We start from the raw sequence: 20146 nt of genomic DNA, 5'->3' as shown, positions 1-20146 counted from the left end.
GTTTTGCGCTTCCGCTTTTATCATGTCCAGCTCCAGCGCCTAGGTCTTCGAGACATAAGCCAAGTCACCTTGAAAAGGAAAAGGCGCCCTTTCTAGGTAACTCGTCTAATGCTTGTCAGGCCTGTACAAGGTGTATCCGCTTTTATCGTGTCCAGCTCCAGCGCCTAGCTCCTCGAGACATAAGTCAAGTCCCCAATGAAGGGAAAAGGCACCCTTCATTGGGGACTCGCCTTATGCTATGCCTGCGGCCTACAGGATGTAGGTCAGAAAGGCGTTGCCACAGGACGTGGCAAACTTAGCCTTTCATCCTATTACCAAGGCGCTTCCGCTTTTATCACAAAAATGTTCTCTTAACCTTCTCCCAGAATGAGTTATCTTTTAATTTCACTGTTTTGATTTTTCGTTCACTAAGGGAAAGTTCTACCTCCCGTACGTGACGAATTCCTAATGCTTCGTTGTCGATGCCCATTGATGGATAATCGTTTCCATCCTGTACAATCTGTAGCTTTAACTTACGATTTCCACTTAATATAAACGAAGAACCTAGTGTTCGATACCTATTATTATTGAGTGAAGCAAGTTCACTCACTTGCATACAAGGAAGCATTGGATCGACTACAGCCCCGTTAACCGATTTATTGTAGGCGGTACTTCCTGTTGGTGTTGCAATCACCATTCCGTCCCCACGAAATGTTTCGAAATGGAAATCATCAATAAAAACATCCATAACAAACGTTTTGATAATTCCTGAGCGAATACTGAATTCATTTAAACAATGAAAAGAGGTTTGTCCATCAACAGTGACATTAATAGTAGGATATCTTCTTACTTCGACTTGTTCTTTCATCATCGCATCGATCATTTTAGAAGTATCGTCAATATAAAAATCACAATACATACTAAGATTTCCTGTTGTAGAGATTCCCGCATATAAGCAATCCTCTCTAAAACCGGTATTTCTTACTGCTTGTAAAAAAGCTCCATCACCTCCGACGCTAACAATAATGTTGGCATCTTTAGATTGATTGACAAGATTAAATTCATATCTCTTGGCTAAGTTTTTTAGTTCTTCTACCTTTCTAAGAGTTGTTGCGTCTTTAAGTGTGTAGAAGTAAAGGTTACGGCGGTCATTCATTCCTTAAGTCCTCCTTAGAGAAATAACGATATTTTTTCTTATATTTTCCCAAATCCACATTAATTTGCTAAAATATGTTACGGATAGCAAATCCATTTGGATAGAAGCGTGATTTTTTCTTATTTTACATGATTGTGAAACTATTTGATAGTTTCTTCCGTAATCATAGTTAGCAGACATAAGGAGGGTACATAAGGATGAATTTGAAAAGGTGGACTGCTTTAGGAATTGCTGGGGGTTTATTCTTTATTTCCGTAATCGTTAACTTCGCTAGTTGGTCCCTCTCAACTGATTTTAGCAAAGGTTTTGAAGAGATGATGGCTATGGAAGAGGGAGCATTTACTGAAGAGGTGGTTGAAGAGGGCGATGAGTTCAATAAGATAGCCGTCTTAGAAGTAGATGGAGTGATTCAAGATACTGGTGGGGAACCGTCGATTTTTGAAAGTCCGGGCTATAACCATGAAGTGTTTATGGAGCAGTTAGAGACTGTTGAAGAAGATGATACTATTAAAGGTGTTGTACTCGAAGTGAATTCTCCTGGTGGGGGAGTAGTAGAAAGTGCTCAAATTCACGAAAAACTTGTTGAAATAATGAAAAAGTCAAAGAAACCAATTTATGTTTCCATGGGCTCGATGGCTGCTTCTGGCGGATATTATATTTCAGCACCTGCTACAAAAATTTTCGCTAGTAAAGATACCTTAACCGGGTCTTTAGGGGTGATCATGCAAAGCATTAATTACTCTGAATTAGCAGAGAAGTATGGAGTCGATTTTGTCACGATTAAAAGTGGACCCTATAAAGATATCATGAGTCCGACTCGTGAAATGACTAAAGAAGAGAAAAAGATTATGCAGACAATGATTGATAATTCCTATGAAGGATTTGTAAAAGTGATCTCAGAAGGAAGAGATATGTCTGAAAGTCAGGTTCGTCAAATTGCAGATGGTCGAATTTATGATGGAAAACAGGCTAAAGAGATTGGATTAATTGATGGCTTTGGATATGCTGATGATGTAATAGCAAAAATGAAAAAAGACTTAAAAATGGAGAACGCTAAGGTTATCGAGTATTCATCAGGAGATAGTTTTGCATCATTATTTAATATGGGTGTGAAGAATGTAATGGGTCAAGATATAGAGTCAGCGATTATCATGAGAATTTTATCACAGCCTAATGCTCCGAAACCAATGTATCTATATTCTGAGTAAGGAGGGGAACAGGATGAGTGATCGTAATGATTTCCAAGAGGAAAACTCAACCAATTTACAAGTGGATCATCACCAAGGACGTGATACTCTAAATGACGAATCCTTCTTCCTTGCTGGTTTTTGGATGAGGTTTTGGGCATACCTCATTGATTTGATTGTCGTTGCAAGTATCGGTAATCTTTTAGTGAAACCCATTTTTCGTCTGCTTGACGTATCGATTGAAAAAGATGGTATGTTTGCTCCGATGGCGATTACGGGAGCCATTATATTTTACGGATATTTTGTTCTTATGACAAAGTTTTTAGGTCAAACTTTAGGGAAGATGGTTTTTGGACTTAGAGTTACAAACATAAAGGGCTCAGATTTAGGCTGGAGCACAATTTTGTTTAGGGAACTAATTGGACGGTTTATTTCCTCTTATATGTTTATTTTATATGTGGTTGTCGCATTTACACCGAGGAAACAAGGGATTCATGACCTGTTTGCTGATACAACAGTCATTCAAGAAAGAAAAACGAAAATATTAAAACCTGCTCATTAACGAGCAGGTTTATTTTTTTGGCTTTCTGGTCATAATGAAGGATTGAAGGGTTGTGAAATGATGAGCTGGTGGATCCTTGTTCCGTTAATTTTGGCCAGTATTTTATTAATACTTCTATTTTTTATAATCATTACAAAACTAACCATCTCCATTTCCCTTTATCATGGAAACGATAATGATCGGTTTGTCATAAAGTTTAGAGCTTGGTTTGGTCTTATCCGTTATACAATAGATGTTCCACTTATTAAGCTTGATGATGACGGTCCTAATATTGTCGTCAAAGAGGAAACAAAAAGGGGCAGTGAAAATAAAGGGAAAAAGAAAGAAGCAACAAAAAAAATTACTCCTAGCTTTATATTCGATTCTATCTCAGATACAAAAACATTTCTTGAGCATGTTGTTTCTTTCCATAAAATTATCCGTAAGTTCTTTAAGCGAGTCAAAATAGACCATGTCAATTGGAGAACTTTGGTAGGTGTCGGGGATGCTGCAAATACTGGAACATTGATTGGACTATTATGGTCTGCTAAGAGCGGGATCATTACCGTTGTTAGTAAGCTAATGCGTCTTCAAACAATGCCCTCCATTATGGTCACCCCTGATTTTCAACGTGCTATCATTCAAACTGAGTTTTCATGTATGATTCAATTTCGAGTGGGGCATGCTATTCTAGCAGGAATCAAAATCATCCAATTTTGGAAAGGCGGAAGGGCAAAGTTTAAAACGAAGCCTTTATCCATGTTCTCTAATGAGGAACAATCCGTATAGATGAGGAGGAGTTCATATGTCTGATCATCCAATTGAAGGTCTAATGACCACGGCAATGGAGAATTTGAAAGATATGATTGATGTCAATACAATTATTGGTGACCCTGTTGAAACCCCTGATGGAAGCGTCATTCTAACGGTTTCAAAGGTGGGATTCGGTTTTGCTGCCGGTGGTAGTGAATTTATGATCGACGGCAAAGGTGATTCAAAAGGCCAAGGCGGGGGACAAAGTGGTGAAAAGAAGCAACCGTTTGGTGGAGGTAGTGGTGGAGGAGTGTCCATTACACCAATTGCCTTTCTGATTGTAAATGGTCAAGGAGTAAAAATGCTCCATCTTGATGAAAACACTCACTTATTAGAGAAAATACTCGATATCGCCCCAGGAGCGATTGAAAAGATTCAAAGTATGATGAATAAAAATAGCCAGAAGAATAATCAGAATCAATCATTCAACCAACAACAAAATAAACAGAATTTTGACATGTAACACAAGGGGGGTGACCTTATGGTTAACCCCTCTTCTTTTTTTAAGATAATGGTTTTTAAATATTATTAATTACTATAATAAGTTGTTTTCGCTGCAGGTGCGAGACTTCTGGTGGTAGAGATTTAATAGACCTAAAAGTCATATGATTTGATTTTTATGGAAGCTTTTGATTAGTATAAAAATGTACATACTCTAAAGGAGGTAGTTCAAATGGCTAATATTACATTTAAAGGAAATGCTGTTACGCTCTTAGGCAGTGAAGTAAAGGTAGGCGACACAGCTCCTAATTTTACGGTACTTGCAAATGATTTATCTGAAGTAACGTTAGATGATTCAAAAGGGTCTGTTCGATTAATTAGTGTGGTGCCATCCATTGATACTGGTGTTTGTGATGCACAAACAAGAAAATTCAACGAAGCTGCAGCTGGATTAGATAATGTGAAAGTATTGACCGTTTCCGTTGATTTGCCGTTTGCACAAAAACGTTGGTGTGGTGCTAACGGAATTGAAAATGTTCAAACATTATCAGACCACCGCGATTTGTCCTTTGGAGAAGCATATGGTGTTCATATCCAAGAGCTCCGCTTGCTAGCTCGTGCCGTATTTGTAGTCGATAGTAATGACAAAGTAACATACGTTGAATACGTTAGCGAAGCCACGGATCACCCAAACTATGATGGTGCAATCGATGCTGCCAAGAATGCAAACTAAGTAGAACATAAAAGCAACAAGGACCGGCCTATCGAAGGGCTGGTCCTTTTAAGATAATTCTTTGACTAATTCCAATACATATGTAAAATGGACTTTGAACTAATAATAAAGGGGATATGAATATGATGAACTCTCCCGTAGAAACACTTTTTAACCTAATAGACCATACAGCTGAAATTCTTGAAGAAGAGTTGGATTGTACATATTTAGAAGCGATTGCGGAGACTGGAGAAAATCTTTTTCATGAGGATATTCTCCAACCGGAATTAAGTGAAGTGACGAAGAAGAGGCTAAAAAAACAATACGTAGAATTGAATTTTGAATCCTATACATCTGAGGATATCCGGAAAGGATTGCAGCTTGCAATACTAAAAGGGATGAAGCAAAATATACAGTCAAACCACCAAATGACACCTGATTCGATTGGGATCTTTATGAGCTATCTAGTAGGGAAATTCCTGGTGAATAAGGATAAATTCACTCTTCTTGATCCAGCAGTAGGGACGGGAAATTTAATCACAACCATTTTAAACCAACTGCCTTTTAAAAAGGTTTCATCTGTTGGTGTTGAGATTGATGATTTGTTATTAAAGCTAGCATATGTTGGTGCGAATCTTCAAAAACACCCAATTGAATTGTTTAATCAGGATTCACTTGATCCATTGTTCATTGATCCAGTTGATGCAGTAGTGTGTGATCTACCAATTGGATATTATCCAAATGATGTAAGAGCATTAGATTATCAATTATGTGCAGAAAAAGGTCACACATTCGCCCATCATCTCTTTATCGAACAAAGCGTAAAGCATACGAAACCAGGTGGGTATTTATTCTTTATTATTCCGAACGGTCTTTTTGAATCGGAACAATCAAATAAGCTTCATCCATTTTTAAAGGAACATGCTAATATCCAAGCCATTATTCAACTTCCTGAAAGTCTCTTTAGAAATGAGAACTCTGCGAAAAGTATCTTAGTTCTTCAAAAGCAGGAACCTGAACTCAAGGCTCCAAGGGAAATTTTGCTCGCGAAGCTTCCTAGTCTTTCGAATCAAACAGCAATGGAAAACATGATGAACCAAATGAATGCTTGGTTTAACGAAAATAAATAAAATGAGCTGGTCTGAAACTACCGATGTTTTAGACCAGCTCATTTTATTTGAATAATGTACGGATATTTTTTTCATTTTACTAGTTTTATAGAATGAGCTCTAATAATGCCTAGATAGGAACATGATAAATTGGACCACCAAATTTATAACCTTGATGCCGGAACAATATTTCTCGATATATTCAGAAAAGATTTAATTTATCATGTAAACGATAACAATTCAACCTTTTTCTTGAAATGAGGTGTAGTCAATGATTAAATGAAAAATTGAGAGATATATTAGTGTCGGAATGAACAAACTAATTGGTGAATTGTCCAGGCACTAGCCTACTAGAAATAAAAGGAGCGGTAACATCATGGCAAAAATCATTGCAATAAATGCTGGAAGCTCATCATTGAAATTTCAGTTATTTGAAATGCCAGAAGAAAAGGTTATTACAAAAGGGTTAATTGAACGGATCGGATTAAATGATGCTGTTTTTAACATAAGCGTTAACGATGAAAAGATTAAGGAAGTAACAGATATACCTAATCATGAAGTAGCAGTAGCAATGCTTTTGGATAAACTCACATCTTTAGGAATCATTGATTCATTAGATGAGATTGAAGGCATGGGACATCGTGTCGTGCACGGGGGAGAAGTATTTAGTGACTCTGTACTTATTACCGAAGAAGTACTTCAGCAAATTGAAGAACTATCTGATTTAGCCCCCCTTCATAATCCAGCTAATATTACTGGAATTCGTGCGTTCCAAGCAGCATTACCTAATGTTCCTGCTATTGCTGTATTTGATACGGCTTTTCACCAAACGATGCCAGAAAGCTCTTTCTTGTATAGTTTGCCATATGAATATTATGAAGAGTATGGGATCCGTAAATATGGTTTCCACGGTACATCTCATAAATATGTAACAGAACGTGCAGCTGAAATGCTCGGCCGTCCTAAAGAACAGCTTCGCTTAATTTCATGTCATTTAGGAAATGGTGCAAGTATTGCGGCGATTGAAGGTGGAAAATCAATTGATACTTCTATGGGCTTCACTCCGCTTGCAGGGGTAACAATGGGAACTCGTTCTGGTAATATTGACCCGGCATTACTCCCATTCATTATGGAGAAGACCGGAAAATCTGCAGACGAAGTTCTCGATGTTTTAAATAAAAAGTCTGGAATGCTTGCTGTATCTGGTTTCTCAAGTGATCTCCGTGATATTGAAGATCAGGCATCTCAAGGAAATGAAAGAGCTGAGCTCGCACTTGAAGTCTTTGCAAACCGTATTCATAAATACATTGGTTCATATGCAGCCCGTATGTATGGGGTAGATGCCATTGTCTTTACTGCGGGTATTGGAGAAAATAGTACAGTAATCCGTGAGAAGGTGCTAAAAGGACTTGAATTCATGGGAATCTATTGGGATCCAGCCCGCAATAAAGTACGTGGAGAAGAAACCTTTATCAATTATCCGCATTCACCAGTAAAAGTTATCATTATTCCGACAAACGAGGAAGTTATGATTGCACGTGATGTTGTGAGATTGACTGTATAATTTTATATAATAGACTTTTTGAATAGTCTCTTTCAACTGTTCTAAACAGGAAGGAGGCTATTTTTTATTCTCATAGTCATTATTTTCCTGTTATTATTTTATATACTAATAACACTGAGATGGGTGAGGGACTTGAAAGAGGGTATTACTTTACTGGCTTTAGTTTGTTAATAAGATACATGATATCCTTATCATGGTTTCTGATCAGTTAGGCTTACAATTAAGCGATAAAGATCTTCATTTTTGGATTATGGGCATTATCGGTATTTGTACGTTTTTATTTGTTTTTACAGTATCAAAGTGGCTTTCCAAACTGCGCTTTGGAATGATAACATTGTCTTTTTTCTATACGTTGACATTTATGTTTGTTTTAGTATTTGCAGTTGAAATCCAACAAGCCATTACGGATAGAGGAAATATGGAATTTATTGATGCTATAGTTGGTTTATGGGGATTTATTGCATTTTTCCTCGTATATATAGGAATCGTATTTTTATTTTTCATTCTGAGAACAATCATCAATAAGGATCTTAAAAATAAATCAAACCGTATTGATGGTTAATTTCTAAAGTTTTTTTATAGAATTTCCTTTCTTGCGGACAGCCCTTTAATCATAAACACTTAGATTATAATTTCACTCACATCTTAAGGAACATCTTCCCACCCCTATTATGATATACTATCGATAAATGGAACGTATTGGAGGAGTGGTGATATGACTTGGTCTGATCGAGATGAACAAATTTGGCAAGAAGTAGAGGAGTGGAGGCACACTCTTTATGAATACGAGGCAAATGATCTTGAGAATACATATGTCAAATGGCTTGATCAAGCCTTTCAATCCTTACCTGAAGAAGTCCAGGAAAAGTTTTTTGAGAGAATTGATGGATGGTTATTTCATTTGCATTCGTTATTGCAAGGGTCCCAAATTCAAAATGACGCCAGAGAAAGAATTTTGACCACAGCACGAGCCTTTCATCCTGATATCAATGCTGTAGAAGATTTACATTTATTAAATATTGATCAGCTCCATTATATTGCTGAACAGCATGCGGGCAGGCACCGATTATATTCATTTATCCAAGGTGGAGCCATCGGAACAGGAGGAATCGTTGCTCTTGGATCTGACCTTCCGGCAATGACTCTAATAAATTTAAGATCTGTACAGCTTATTGCGATTACATATGGCTTTGATGTTCAAACACCTTTTGAAATGATGACTTCCTTGAAAGTTTTTCATGCTGCATCACTTCCAGCAAGGCTTCAAGCAGAGGCATGGGAAGAATTAATGAATGATTTAGATCGTAAAGAACTTGATTATTTTTATAGTGGCAATGATACGTTGACGAATCATAGCTTTATGGAAGGACCACTAAAGCATATGATGAAAGCTACCGTTATTACGATGTTTAGAAAAAAGAAATGGTCAGGAATCCCCCTCATTAGTATGGGGATTGGAGCAGGGGTTAATTATCGATTCACTCGTACTATTACAAACTATGCAGAGAAGTTTTATCAATACCGCTATCTTCTAAAGAAGAAAGGGGAATGATATGTGAGTCTAACAGTCCATCGACAGAAAAAGGAGATTCCCATTAGTGCTGCTGTCATTACCGTAAGTGATACTCGAACAGAAGAAACAGATAAAAGCGGCAAGAAAATGATTGATTATCTTGAAGAAGAAGGATATAAGGTTTCTTATTACAAAATTTGTAAAGACGATCAATATAGCATTCTTACTGCTATTAAAGAGATCGATTCTTACGAAATCGATGTTATTCTTTTTAATGGTGGAACAGGTCTTGCGAAAAGGGATGTAACGATTGAAACGATTACGCCTCTTTTCACAAAAGAAATAACAGGCTTTGGTGAGCTTTTTCGCTATTTAAGCTTCACTGAAGATATTGGTTCGGCGGCCATTCTTTCACGCGCGACAGCCGGAATCTATAAAGACCGTGTAATCTTTTCTACCCCAGGCTCAACTGGAGCGGTTAAGCTTGCAATGGAAAAATTAATCCTGCCGGAACTTCAGCATATTGTGAATGAGATTAGAAAATAAAAAAGGACTGGCCCATGGTCAGTCTTTTTTCTTGATTTCCGGAGTAGTTCGATACCAAATCCAAAGATCATTTATCCGTGAGGCAAGCTCAGATATTTCATGATTAAGTTGACAGGATTTTTCAAAATCTTCTTCCTGAGCAAGGGCGTCTTGCTTATGGTTGATCCTCCCTTCAAACTCGATGATTTTATCAGGGATCATCCCTCTCACTTTTTCCCAATGTTCAAGAATGTACTGTTGAGTGCTTTCATTGTAATCAAGCCACTTCATCTCTAAATGTGGTATATCGATTTGTAATCTAGGATTATACAGAAAAAATTGTTGTGCCAAAATACCATCACCTCTTCTTTTTATTGTACAAAAGAAGAGGTGATTTGTAAGCATTAGCGACCTTGATTTAGTTTCATCTGTAAAAACTCTTCTGACTTTCCTCGAGGAATACTAAGGGATTCCCACTCTTCATTTAAGATCATTTTTCCTATATACATCATTTGTCCAACATGGCTTGCATAGTGAACTAGCTGTCGTTGAATGGCTTCTACAACGGATTGGTCCTCCCCTCTAATTTTGATCTTCTTATTTAAATCCTCTTCATTAAGGTTTTCAATTGTTTTAAGGGTTAGCTCCCAGCCTTCCTCCCATAATTGAAAAAGCTCCTCTTTTGAAGAAAAACTCGCCTGAAATTCTTCCTCTCTTTTACGCCAATCTTTTTCACCGTCTGCTGTAAGAAAATCAGTCCACCTTGATAGCATGTTTCCGTGCAAATGTTTCACAATGTCAGCAAGGGAATTGGATTCCGTTGATGGCTTATGCATCAATTGATCAAGATTCAAACGATCAATGGTTTTGCTTCCATTTTTCTTCAATGCTCTCATATCTTTTAGAGCGAGTGATAAATAGTCCATTTAAGCACCAACCTTAAATTATATTATGTTCTATTTATAGATTCCGCCCTAGGCCGTGAAATTCCTTTATAAAATAAATATACATTTTTACGAATATATATTGAAATATTCTCTGTTCCTTGTTAAGATACATTCATAGTAAAGAATAAAAATTCATTTATATTAATATTTATAAGTTTATCATCGAGAGGAGAAGGCGTTATGAAAGAAAAAATTGTTTTAGCTTATTCTGGAGGATTAGATACCTCTGTTGCTGTTCAATGGTTAATGGAGCAAAATTATGAAGTGATTGCATGTTGTTTAGATGTCGGGGAAGGGAAGGATTTAGATTTTGTTAAGCAAAAAGCATTAAATGTTGGAGCCGTGAAAAGTTATGTAATTGATGCAAAAGAAGAATTCGCTCAAGAATTTGCATTAATGGCTTTACAAAGTCATGCCCTTTATGAAGGAAAGTATCCACTAGTATCCGCACTTTCCCGTCCACTGATTGCGAAAAAGCTTGTAGAAATAGCCGAAAAAGAAGGAGCAACAGCAGTAGCTCATGGATGTACTGGGAAAGGAAATGATCAAGTTCGATTTGAAGTTTCCATCGCAGCATTAAATCCGGAATTAAAGGTGATTGCCCCTGTCAGAGAGTGGAGCTGGTCACGTGAAGAAGAAATTCAGTATGCAAAGGAAAAAGAGATTCCGATCCCGATTAATTTAGACAGCCCTTATTCAATTGATCAAAATCTATGGGGAAGAAGTAATGAATGTGGTATTTTGGAAGATCCTTGGCAGGCTCCGCCAGAAGAAGCGTATGATTTAACAAATAGTATTGAAAACACCCCTGATATTGCGGATACAATTGAGATTGAATTTGAAAAGGGGGTTCCTACTAAGCTAAATGGTGTCTCATACACATTATCTGGACTTATTTTAATGCTGAATAATCTTGCAGGTAAACACGGAGTAGGACGTATTGATCACGTAGAAAATCGTTTGGTGGGGATTAAATCTAGAGAGGTTTATGAATGTCCAGGTGCAATGACATTAATGAAAGCTCATAAAGAACTAGAGGATATTACATTGGTAAAAGAGTTAGCTCATTTCAAACCTGTGATTGAGAAGAAGTTGACTGAAGTCATTTATGATGGTTTATGGTATTCTCCATTAACCCCAGCTCTATTGGCATTTTTGGAACAAACCCAACAATATGTGAATGGAATTGTGCGAGTGAAGTTATTTAAGGGTCATGCGATTGTAGAAGGTAGAAAATCACCTAACTCCCTCTATAATGAAAAGCTTGCTACCTATACAAAAGAAGATGAATTTGATCATAATGCCGCTGTTGGCTTTATTCAATTGTGGGGACTTCCTACAAAGGTTCACTCCCATGTACAACAAAAGGAGAGTTTAAAAGTATGAGCCAAAAAGTATGGAGCGGAAGATTTCAGAAGCAGCCAGAAGACTGGGTGGATGAATTTAATGCATCGATTCCCTTTGATCAACAATTGGTAGACGAAGATATTGAAGGAAGTATTGCTCATGTAACGATGCTTATGGATAATAAAATTCTTACTTCTGAGGAGGGAAATAAGATTTTAGGCGGATTACATTCCTTAGCTGATAAGGCCAAAAGTAAGGAGTTAACTTATTCAACTTCGTTAGAGGACATTCATTGTAATTTAGAAAAACTATTAACAGATGAAGTAGGTGAAATAGGAGGAAAGTTGCATACAGGTAGAAGCCGTAATGATCAGGTTGCTACCGATATGCATTTGTATTTAAAAAGAAGAGTTTTAGAAATTATTGAGTCGATTGAAGAGCTACAAGAAAATCTATTAGTCCAAGCCGAAGAACATGTTTATACCATTATGCCTGGCTATACCCATTTGCAAAGGGCACAGCCAATATCTTTTTCACATCATCTCATGGCCTATTTTTGGATGCTTGAACGGGACAAAGACAGAATGAAAAATGGGTTAGAAAGAATTGATTTATGCCCATTAGGCGCAGGTGCACTGGCTGGAACGACCTATCCCATTGATCGTCTGCAAACAGCTGAGATTCTAGGATTTCAAGGAATCTATGAAAATAGTATGGATGCTGTTAGTGACAGAGATTTCATTCTTGAATTTTTGAGTAATAGTTCGATATTAATGATGCACCTTTCTCGTTTTGCGGAGGAACTTATTTTATGGACTAGCCAGGAATTTAATTTTGTTGAATTAGATGATACCTTTACAACAGGAAGCAGTATTATGCCACAGAAGAAGAATCCTGACATGGCCGAGCTTGTCCGCGGAAAAACAGGGCGAGTATATGGAAATCTATTCTCACTTCTTACAGTTCTTAAAGGCTTGCCGCTGGCTTATAACAAAGACATGCAAGAAGATAAAGAAGGAATGTTTGACACCGTGGAAACCACTAAAGGTTCCTTGAAAATTTTCGCCGGCATGGTAGGAACGATGAAAGTCAATAAAGCCTCGATGGAAAAAGCGGTAGATGAAGATTTTTCAAACGCAACGGAGCTAGCAGATTACTTGGCAACAAAAGGAATCCCATTCCGACAAGCACATGAAATTGTTGGTCAGCTTGTTCTTTATTGCATTCAAAATAACTGTTACTTGAAGGACTTGTCCATTAGTCAGTTTAAGGAAGCTTCTACCCTAATTGAAAATGATATATATGATGTGTTATCACCAAAAATGGCCGTAGAGCGTAGAAACTCTTATGGTGGAACAGGCTTTGATCAGGTGAAGGAACAATTAATAAAAGCTAAGAAGAAATTAAAACAAGGAGAGCTGTCCAGTTGAGCGGGCAGTTCTTATTTTATTTGGTTACCCTAAGTGGTTACTAAGTTAAACTTAGATATTTCGGACAATTTGATGTAGTTAGAAATGCAAAGTCCAATGATTTCATTTTCTAGATTGATGAATTTTCATGATATCATCCCCTTTTTCCCGGTGGCATACGATTTATTTGAGTCCGTCATGTTTGTTTTGTGTAGTTTGTCGTGAAGGAAGGTCTCTATTCGTACTATCACCTTGGCATCTGAGCAGTTTGATGTCACGAAAGGTCACTATTCGTATCATCATCTCAGCTTCCGTACAGTTTGGTGTCAAGAAAGGCCTCTATTCATACCATCTACCCAGTCTCCACACGTTTTCACGGTACTTACTGAGTATATATTTAACATCCATGTTTTTTTCCTGATACCATTTCTTAAATACATCACAAGATGATTGGTACCCAACTCATGTAACCGGAACTCAAAGAAAATGGACCAACCTTAATGGTTAGTCCAATAATAATAAATTTACTCTTCTTTTTCATTCCTGACTACAAGGACATCACATTCTGCTGAACGGGTGATATGCTCTGATACACTTCCGATTAGGAAGCGCTCCACAGCATTTAATCCTGTTGCACCGCAAATAATGAGGTCAGCATTGGCTTTTTTGGCACCTTCATTTGGGATGATGACTTTTGGGGAACCGTATTCAATAAGTGTTTGCACGTTTAGAACACCAGCTAGTTCTGCTTCTTTTTTATACTTCGCCATAACATCTTCAGCATAAGTTTCAGCTCTTTCACCAACTGTTGTTCGATCGTAGGATTCAACGGTGGCAAATGAGCGAGAATCAATAACGTGAATTAGTGTTATGTTAGCATCATTTCTTTTTGCGATCGCAATGGCTTTTTTGAATGCCCACTCTGCTTCAATTGAGCCATCTACAGCTACTAATATATTCCTATAGTATAAACTCATGTATTCGTCTCCTCCTTAGCAAACTTACTAGAATTTCCCACTAATAGAAGTTACAAAAATCCAAAAAATAACCTTGTATAGTCTTATAACCGAAAACAGAGGGGGGTAAACATTGAAGAAAAAAGATCCGAAAGAACAATTTACTTATGATGAGCAGGCAACACAGTCAGTGAGTAACCAAATTATGGGAGCTTATTCAAGTGGCGTTATTGATGAGCCGGGCGGTCAATACAATCCTTATGAAGAGCAAGAGGAAGAATATCCACAGCAATAAACAAATAAGCCATCATGTGGGTTGTTGTCACATGATGGCTTCATTTTCTTTCATATAGAATTCATATATAAAACAAGTGATTGAGGTACACATTAAGTAAAATAGAAAGCGTTTTCGCTTTTACGAAATTAGTGTCGCTTTTTAATCATCTAAATGTTATATTTATTTTGAACTTCTCCCAATGTATTCCTATAATACCAACTTGAATCCAAAGGGGAATTTGTATAGGAGGTTAGATTGATGCGTATTGGAGTTCCAAAAGAAGTTAAGAACAATGAAAGCCGAATAGCGATGACACCAGCTGGAGTAGTAAACCTTGTTCAATTCGGTCATGAAGTGTTCATTGAATCGGGTGCAGGTCTAGGCTCAAGTTTTACTGACGAAGATTATGTAAATGCTGGTGGGAGTATTGTAGATACTGCTCATGAGGCATGGTCGATGGATATGGTTATGAAAGTAAAAGAGCCGATTCCGAGTGAGTATGACTATTTTCGCGAAGGGTTAATTCTGTTTACATATTTACATTTAGCTCCTGAACCAGAGTTAACAAAGGCTTTAATTGATCATAAAGTAGTTTCAATTGCTTATGAAACCGTTGAAGTAAATCGAACACTTCCATTGCTCACTCCGATGAGTGAGGTGGCTGGAAGAATGGCTACTCAAATTGGTGCCCAGTTCTTAGAGAAGAACCATGGCGGCAAAGGGATTCTCCTTTCAGGAGTACCAGGAGTTCAACGTGGAAAAGTAACCATCATTGGTGGTGGAGTTGCAGGAACCAATGCTGCCAAAATGGCGATCGGCTTAGGGGCGCAGGTAACCATTATTGATTTAAATCCTGATCGTTTACGTCAGCTCGATGATATTTTTGGAAGTGATGTTACAACATTAATGTCTAATCCACTAAACATTGAGGAAGCCATTAAAAACTCTGATCTTGTCATTGGAGCAGTATTAATTCCAGGAGCTAAAGCCCCTAAATTAGTAACAGAAGAGATGATCAAATCAATGACCACTGGTTCCGTAGTAGTTGATATTGCGATTGATCAAGGTGGAATTTTTGAAACAACTGATAGAATAACAACACATGATAATCCAACATATGAAAAGCATGGGGTTGTTCACTATGCTGTAGCCAATATGCCAGGTGCAGTACCAAGAACTTCAACTATTGCTTTAACGAATGTAACCGTTCCTTATGCTATCCAAATTGCTAACAAAGGCTACAAGCAAGCTTGCTTAGACAATGCTGCATTATTAAAAGGCATAAACACCTTGAATGGTTACGTCACATATAAAGCTGTTGCAGAGGCACATGGATTAGATTATCTTGATGCATTTACATTGTTAGAACAGCAATAAAATATGATATGGTAAAAAGGCTGGCCCGTTTCAGAGCCAGCCTTGAGTATTGAAAAACGCTTTATTTAATAATTTGTAATTCTTTAGGGAATTTCGTTAATAATTCAGGCCCGTTTTCAGTAATATAAATGTCATCCTCAATCCGTACACCTGCAACATTGGGAACATATACTCCTGGTTCAATGGTAAAGGCCATTCCGGCTTTCATCACAAGGTCATTGGTTTCTGTAATAGATGGATATTCATGAACACTAACGCCTAGACCATGACCGAGTCTGTGTGGGAAGTAATCACCGTATCCCGCCTCAGCAATATGTTTTCTTGCAGTTTGATCAAGTTCCTTAGCAGTCACACCTGGTTTTACTTTTTCTAATGAAGCAAGCTGTGCTTGAAGGACTGTATCATATATTTTCTTCTGCTCATCATTAATTTCTCCGTATGCCACGGTTCGAGTGATATCAGAGCAGTAGCCCTTATATACAACACCAAGGTCGAAAAGAACAAGGTCTCCTTTTTGAATTTTTGTGTCACCTGGATTACCATGAGGACTAGCAGCATTTTTACCTGTTAGCACCATAGTGGAAAAGGACATTTCTGAAATTCCCTTTTTCTTTAATTCGTACTCAATTTTTGCAATGATTTCTTGTTCTGTTTTGCCTTCTTCGATTTCATTTACCCCTACCTCAATAGCAAAATCGGCAAATTTTGCTGCTTTACGTAAGATTTTAAGCTCTTTTTCGTCTTTTATCATTCGTAATTCATGCATGATCTCTTCAACCGCTCTAAATTGCTTTGGTTGAAACGTTTCTTGAAGGCTCTCAAATCTCTCGACAATTAAATGTGTTTTTTCAACTGCAAGCTGTTCGATTGAATGGACTCTTCGGTTCACTTGCTTAGAAATGAATTCCCAAGGATTGTCTGTATCAGAGTAACCTACAATATCAAAGCCCCAACCTGCATTGCGAACATCTTCTGTCTCCATACCAGGACATACTAGAAACGGTTCTTTTTCTTGGAATACCATGACTCCTAATAAACGTTCATGAGGGTCTGTACGGAATCCACTTAAGTAAAATACATTTTCAGTAGAAGTGAGAAATGCAGCTTCTATGTTTTCTTCTTTTAACCAGTTCATTAGTTTCGTTAATCGTTGATTCATGGTCATCCTCCTAATATAAGTATCTAATTATCCCGCATTAACGGGCAGTAATTCCACACCTCAAGGCTTAGACGAATTGAAGAAGCGTAGGTGGGGGATAACTGTCCGTAAAAGCCCGATTGGTTCAACTAACAATCAGTGGGGGATGGAGAAAGTCCCTCCACTGAATGAAGTTTCTCTTTATCAGAGTAGCAACAAAAATTATGCCTGTAAACTTTTTAAGAATTGAGAAAACGGGTATAGTGAAAATGGCAGGATTTTTGATCCTTAAAAAGAATAATACAATAAGTATCTAAATAATGGAGGGAATAGTTGAATGAAAGTTTCATATCATGGACACTCGGTGGTAAAAATCATAACAAATAACAAAACAATTTTAATTGACCCTTTTATTAATGGAAATGATTTAACAGACCTTAAGGTGGAAAATGAAAAACCCGACGTAATTCTTCTAACACACGGTCACAATGATCATGTTGGAGATACAGTTGAGCTTGCTAAAAAGAATGATTCACTGGTGATTGCACCACATGAACTGGCTGACTATCTTAGCTGGAAAGGATTGAATACTCACAATATGCATATAGGGGGGGCCTATCAATTTGACTTTGGGAAAGTGAAACTTACTCAAGCCTTTCACGGATCCAGCTATGTAACAGAAAAAAATGAAATCGTCTATACAGGGATGCCAGCTGGAATTCTCCTAATGGCTGAGGGGAAAACGATATATCATGCAGGGGATACTGGCTTATTTTCTGATATGAAATTAATTGGCGAGCTTAATGATATTGACCTTGCCTTTCTACCAATAGGTGATAATTTTACGATGGGACCAGAAGATGCAACCGTAGCGGCAAAATTCATAGAAGCTAAATTAGTTGTCCCAATCCATTTCAATACATTCCCGCCAATTAAACAAGATCCACATAAATTTGTTGAGGGATTAAAAGACTGCAATGGGAAAGTCATGGAAGTTGGAGAAGTAATCGACTTATAAAAATTAAATTAAATACATAGAGGAGGCAAGCCCTAATTTAGGGTACCATCCAATATATAGAACCTTATGTATTGAATAATGTGGTACTGACTACTATGGGGCAGCCCCTCTTTTTTCATTCTAAAATAAGAATAGTTTAATGAATCTACCTCTTTACGCATACATATAGAACAAGCTGTATGGAGGAGGTTAGTATGAATAAACAAAGATATCTATTATGCCTACTACTCGCTGGGGTCATGCTATATTATGCTGTTCCAAGAATCAACTTGTATGGAGATGGACTTTCTGGCATCTTTACGATCAGTTGGCTGGGGCTATGCTTGCTTGTCATTGCTGGTAATTTATCTGCTATGCTTTTTACTGTAAATAAAAAGAAAAATGAACAAAAGCAGGTGGCGAAATCTAAGCCGGTTCGCCGTCAGAGTATGAGGTCGTTTGGGTAACACTTGGTTGAAAATTGAAACGCCAAGCTTTTCACATTATAATAGAAATAGTAACAAGAGGACGTTTAAAAGGGTGAAAAGCTTGGCAACTAAACATGAACAAATCATAGAATACATTGATTCTCTCCCTATTGGTGAAAAAATCTCTGTTCGTCAAATCGCAAAAGCCTTAAAAGTCAGTGAAGGAACAGCGTATAGGGCGATAAAAGATGCAGAAACTAAAGGATATGTAAGTACCATTGAGCGGGTAGGAACAATCAGAATTGAAAGAAAGCAAAAAGAAAACATTGAAAAGCTTACCTTCGCTGAAGTTGTTAATATTATAGATGGTCAAGTTTTAGGTGGACGAGCAGGACTACATAAAATGTTAAATAAATTCGTTATTGGTGCAATGAAGCTTGAAGCGATGATGAGATATACAGATGCAGGGAGTCTCCTCATAGTAGGGAACAGGACACAAGCTCATGAACAGGCATTAAAAGCAGGGGCAGCTGTATTAATTACAGGGGGTTTTGATACCGAAGAAGAAGTGAAAAGACTAGCTGATAAACTAGAGCTTCCGATTATTTCTACTAGCTATGATACCTTTACCGTGGCGACCATGATCAATCGTGCTATTTATGATCAGTTAATCAAGAAAGAAATCGTGTTAGTCGAAGATATATTGACGAGTGTGGATAACACAGCCTATCTTCAAGTAGGCGATACCTTAGAAGATTGGTACGAGAAAAATCAATACACTTTTCATAGTCGATTTCCTGTAGTGGATCGTAATATGAAAATTCAAGGAATGGTAACCTCAAAAGATATTATGGGACATGAAAAGCATGTCAGCCTTGATAAGGTTATGACGAAAAACCCTATTACCGTTAACTTAAAAACAAGTGTCGCTTCGGCTGCACATATGATGATTTGGGAAGGAATTGAGATGCTTCCGGTTATCAATGAACATAATAAGCTTCAAGGGATCATTAGCAGACAGGATGTATTAAAGGCATTACAAATGATTCAAAGACAACCACAAATGGGAGAAACCCATGATGACTTAGTGACAAATAACATGGAAGTATTGGATCCAAAAACAATAGGTGAAGAAATTTACCGCTTCCCTGTCAGTCCACAAATGACAAATGGACTTGGAACAATTTCTTATGGAGTTTTTACCACCCTTGTCACGGAAGCCGCGAACAGAGCATTAAAGTCCTATAAAAAAGGGGATTTAGTTGTTGAAAATATGACGATTTATTTTATCAAGCCTGTTCAAATGGAAAGCATTATCGACATTCATCCTAAAGTACTAGATGTCGGACGGAAATTCGGGAAGGTAGATGTTGAGGTCTATAGTGAAGGGGTTTTAGTAGGCAAGGCGATGATGATCTGTCAGCTTATTGACAGACATTAAGATCTTGAAGAGCTGTAGTCCAATTTGGAGATAACAAAACGTAAGTGATCTATATTTAAGAATACCCTAAAGAAGTTGATTGGAGCGGAAGGTGCGATACTCCTGCGGGAGCAACGGGACATAGTTGACCCCACAGGTGCAAAGCGCCACGAGGAGGTTTACCGCCCGCCCCACGGAAAGCGAGCACCTTTCGCTCCAATCAACCACTACTCTTATTGATAAAATGCAGCAAAGATTACGAAAACAGCCTAGAAAATAAAGGGCTAACACCTAATATCCAATTCTCTTA

At 37.6% G+C, this 20146-nt stretch carries 22 protein-coding genes; 17 read left to right on the top strand and 5 right to left on the bottom strand.

The genetic code is table 11. The annotated features are described in order from the left end of the window. Positions 1-334 precede the first annotated feature (334 nt). Positions 335-1135, bottom strand: a complete 801-nt coding sequence (locus tag JOC86_RS07285) for an NAD kinase (RefSeq protein ID WP_205169567.1) — start codon at positions 1133-1135, stop codon at positions 335-337. 197 nt (positions 1136-1332) lie between these two features. Here JOC86_RS07285 and sppA point away from each other — a divergent pair, with 197 nt between their 5' ends. The 10 genes from sppA to JOC86_RS07235 all read left to right on the top strand — a co-directional run bounded on the left by sppA (position 1333) and on the right by JOC86_RS07235 (position 9561). Beyond that, a complete protein-coding gene (sppA, locus tag JOC86_RS07280; protein ID WP_205169565.1) occupies positions 1333-2343 on the top strand; it encodes a signal peptide peptidase SppA in 1011 nt (336 codons plus the stop codon). Between the two features lie 13 nt (positions 2344-2356). After that, a complete protein-coding gene (locus JOC86_RS07275; RefSeq protein ID WP_205169563.1) occupies positions 2357-2884 on the top strand; it encodes an RDD family protein in 528 nt (175 codons plus the stop codon). 60 nt (positions 2885-2944) lie between these two features. Next, on the top strand, positions 2945-3652 hold the full coding sequence (locus JOC86_RS07270; RefSeq protein WP_205169561.1) for a DUF2953 domain-containing protein: 708 nt from the start codon (positions 2945-2947) through the stop codon (positions 3650-3652). Positions 3653-3668: 16 nt separating this feature from the next. After that, positions 3669-4139 carry a GerW family sporulation protein gene (ytfJ, locus tag JOC86_RS07265; protein ID WP_205169559.1) on the top strand — a complete coding sequence of 157 codons (471 nt, stop codon included), beginning with the start codon at positions 3669-3671 and terminating at the stop codon, positions 4137-4139. 210 nt (positions 4140-4349) lie between these two features. Further along, the gene (gene tpx, locus JOC86_RS07260; RefSeq protein WP_205169551.1) at positions 4350-4850 is read left to right on the top strand and encodes a thiol peroxidase; all 501 of its coding nucleotides are present in this window, start codon (positions 4350-4352) and stop codon (positions 4848-4850) included. Positions 4851-4972: 122 nt separating this feature from the next. After that, entirely contained in the window at positions 4973-5959 is a 987-nt protein-coding gene (locus JOC86_RS07255; protein WP_205169549.1) for a class I SAM-dependent methyltransferase, read from the top strand. Between the two features lie 355 nt (positions 5960-6314). Then, positions 6315-7502 carry an acetate kinase gene (locus JOC86_RS07250; RefSeq protein ID WP_205169547.1) on the top strand — a complete coding sequence of 396 codons (1188 nt, stop codon included), beginning with the start codon at positions 6315-6317 and terminating at the stop codon, positions 7500-7502. Between the two features lie 193 nt (positions 7503-7695). Further along, on the top strand, positions 7696-8064 hold the full coding sequence (locus JOC86_RS07245; RefSeq protein WP_205169545.1) for a hypothetical protein: 369 nt from the start codon (positions 7696-7698) through the stop codon (positions 8062-8064). Positions 8065-8217: 153 nt separating this feature from the next. Further along, on the top strand, positions 8218-9054 hold the full coding sequence (locus tag JOC86_RS07240; protein ID WP_205169543.1) for an EcsC family protein: 837 nt from the start codon (positions 8218-8220) through the stop codon (positions 9052-9054). A gap of 3 nt (positions 9055-9057) precedes the next feature. Next, positions 9058-9561: a molybdenum cofactor synthesis domain-containing protein gene (locus tag JOC86_RS07235; protein ID WP_205169541.1), complete on the top strand. Its 504-nt coding sequence runs from the start codon at positions 9058-9060 to the stop codon at positions 9559-9561. A gap of 18 nt (positions 9562-9579) precedes the next feature. Here the strand turns inward: JOC86_RS07235 and JOC86_RS07230 are convergent, their stop codons facing one another. Then, positions 9580-9831: a hypothetical protein gene (locus JOC86_RS07230; protein WP_419096034.1), complete on the bottom strand. Its 252-nt coding sequence runs from the start codon at positions 9829-9831 to the stop codon at positions 9580-9582. Between the two features lie 113 nt (positions 9832-9944). Beyond that, positions 9945-10466: a DUF1572 family protein gene (locus JOC86_RS07225; protein WP_205169537.1), complete on the bottom strand. Its 522-nt coding sequence runs from the start codon at positions 10464-10466 to the stop codon at positions 9945-9947. A gap of 201 nt (positions 10467-10667) precedes the next feature. Between JOC86_RS07225 and JOC86_RS07220 the strand changes: the two genes are divergently transcribed. Continuing rightward, positions 10668-11873, top strand: a complete 1206-nt coding sequence (locus tag JOC86_RS07220; RefSeq protein WP_205169535.1) for an argininosuccinate synthase — start codon at positions 10668-10670, stop codon at positions 11871-11873. Next, complete coding sequence (gene argH, locus JOC86_RS07215) at positions 11870-13264, top strand: argininosuccinate lyase (protein WP_205169533.1); 1395 nt, start codon at positions 11870-11872, stop codon at positions 13262-13264. The genes JOC86_RS07220 and argH overlap by 4 nt, the downstream gene beginning before the upstream one ends. A 503-nt stretch (positions 13265-13767) precedes the next feature. On the opposite strand, the gene JOC86_RS07210 is transcribed toward argH, so the two are convergent. After that, positions 13768-14220 carry a universal stress protein gene (locus tag JOC86_RS07210; RefSeq protein ID WP_205169531.1) on the bottom strand — a complete coding sequence of 151 codons (453 nt, stop codon included), beginning with the start codon at positions 14218-14220 and terminating at the stop codon, positions 13768-13770. A gap of 112 nt (positions 14221-14332) precedes the next feature. Between JOC86_RS07210 and JOC86_RS07205 the strand changes: the two genes are divergently transcribed. Together JOC86_RS07205 and ald are read left to right on the top strand one after the other, a co-directional pair. After that, positions 14333-14494 (top strand): hypothetical protein, encoded by a 162-nt coding sequence (locus JOC86_RS07205; protein ID WP_205169529.1) that lies wholly within the window; start codon positions 14333-14335, stop codon positions 14492-14494. Positions 14495-14734: 240 nt separating this feature from the next. Continuing rightward, the gene (gene ald, locus JOC86_RS07200) at positions 14735-15853 is read left to right on the top strand and encodes an alanine dehydrogenase (protein ID WP_205169527.1); all 1119 of its coding nucleotides are present in this window, start codon (positions 14735-14737) and stop codon (positions 15851-15853) included. A 61-nt stretch (positions 15854-15914) separates the two neighbouring features. On the opposite strand, the gene JOC86_RS07195 is transcribed toward ald, so the two are convergent. After that, positions 15915-17012, bottom strand: coding sequence for a M24 family metallopeptidase (locus JOC86_RS07195; protein WP_205169525.1), 1098 nt, complete (start codon positions 17010-17012; stop codon positions 15915-15917). Between the two features lie 316 nt (positions 17013-17328). On the opposite strand from JOC86_RS07195, the gene JOC86_RS07190 reads away from it, so the two are divergent. The 3 genes from JOC86_RS07190 (at position 17329) to JOC86_RS07180 (ending at position 19857) form a co-directional block, all read left to right on the top strand. Then, entirely contained in the window at positions 17329-18009 is a 681-nt protein-coding gene (locus JOC86_RS07190; RefSeq protein ID WP_205169523.1) for a metal-dependent hydrolase, read from the top strand. 194 nt (positions 18010-18203) lie between these two features. Next, entirely contained in the window at positions 18204-18455 is a 252-nt protein-coding gene (locus tag JOC86_RS07185) for a hypothetical protein (RefSeq protein ID WP_239587411.1), read from the top strand. 82 nt (positions 18456-18537) lie between these two features. After that, positions 18538-19857 (top strand): CBS domain-containing protein, encoded by a 1320-nt coding sequence (locus JOC86_RS07180; protein WP_205169519.1) that lies wholly within the window; start codon positions 18538-18540, stop codon positions 19855-19857. Positions 19858-20146: the final 289 nt, after the last annotated feature.

The sequence above is a fragment of the Rossellomorea pakistanensis genome (assembly GCF_016908495.1).
Classification (GTDB): domain Bacteria; phylum Bacillota; class Bacilli; order Bacillales; family Bacillaceae_B; genus Rossellomorea; species Rossellomorea pakistanensis.
Note: the sequence above shows the minus strand (reverse complement) of the source record. Positions and strands in the feature narration are given on the sequence as shown.

Coding starts and splice junctions, on each gene's coding strand:
- JOC86_RS07275 (WP_205169563.1), top strand. CDS start 2,357: ATGAGTGATCGTAATGATTTCCAAGAGGAAAACTCAACCAATTTACAA.
- sppA (WP_205169565.1), top strand. CDS start 1,333: ATGAATTTGAAAAGGTGGACTGCTTTAGGAATTGCTGGGGGTTTATTC.
- JOC86_RS07190 (WP_205169523.1), top strand. CDS start 17,329: ATGAAAGTTTCATATCATGGACACTCGGTGGTAAAAATCATAACAAAT.
- JOC86_RS07255 (WP_205169549.1), top strand. CDS start 4,973: ATGATGAACTCTCCCGTAGAAACACTTTTTAACCTAATAGACCATACA.
- JOC86_RS07285 (WP_205169567.1), bottom strand. CDS start 1,135: ATGAATGACCGCCGTAACCTTTACTTCTACACACTTAAAGACGCAACA.
- JOC86_RS07225 (WP_205169537.1), bottom strand. CDS start 10,466: ATGGACTATTTATCACTCGCTCTAAAAGATATGAGAGCATTGAAGAAA.
- JOC86_RS07210 (WP_205169531.1), bottom strand. CDS start 14,220: ATGAGTTTATACTATAGGAATATATTAGTAGCTGTAGATGGCTCAATT.
- JOC86_RS07195 (WP_205169525.1), bottom strand. CDS start 17,012: ATGAATCAACGATTAACGAAACTAATGAACTGGTTAAAAGAAGAAAAC.
- JOC86_RS07245 (WP_205169545.1), top strand. CDS start 7,696: ATGGTTTCTGATCAGTTAGGCTTACAATTAAGCGATAAAGATCTTCAT.
- tpx (WP_205169551.1), top strand. CDS start 4,350: ATGGCTAATATTACATTTAAAGGAAATGCTGTTACGCTCTTAGGCAGT.
- JOC86_RS07220 (WP_205169535.1), top strand. CDS start 10,668: ATGAAAGAAAAAATTGTTTTAGCTTATTCTGGAGGATTAGATACCTCT.
- JOC86_RS07230 (WP_419096034.1), bottom strand. CDS start 9,831: ATGAAGTGGCTTGATTACAATGAAAGCACTCAACAGTACATTCTTGAA.
- ald (WP_205169527.1), top strand. CDS start 14,735: ATGCGTATTGGAGTTCCAAAAGAAGTTAAGAACAATGAAAGCCGAATA.
- ytfJ (WP_205169559.1), top strand. CDS start 3,669: ATGTCTGATCATCCAATTGAAGGTCTAATGACCACGGCAATGGAGAAT.
- JOC86_RS07240 (WP_205169543.1), top strand. CDS start 8,218: ATGACTTGGTCTGATCGAGATGAACAAATTTGGCAAGAAGTAGAGGAG.
- argH (WP_205169533.1), top strand. CDS start 11,870: ATGAGCCAAAAAGTATGGAGCGGAAGATTTCAGAAGCAGCCAGAAGAC.
- JOC86_RS07270 (WP_205169561.1), top strand. CDS start 2,945: ATGAGCTGGTGGATCCTTGTTCCGTTAATTTTGGCCAGTATTTTATTA.
- JOC86_RS07250 (WP_205169547.1), top strand. CDS start 6,315: ATGGCAAAAATCATTGCAATAAATGCTGGAAGCTCATCATTGAAATTT.
- JOC86_RS07185 (WP_239587411.1), top strand. CDS start 18,204: ATGAATAAACAAAGATATCTATTATGCCTACTACTCGCTGGGGTCATG.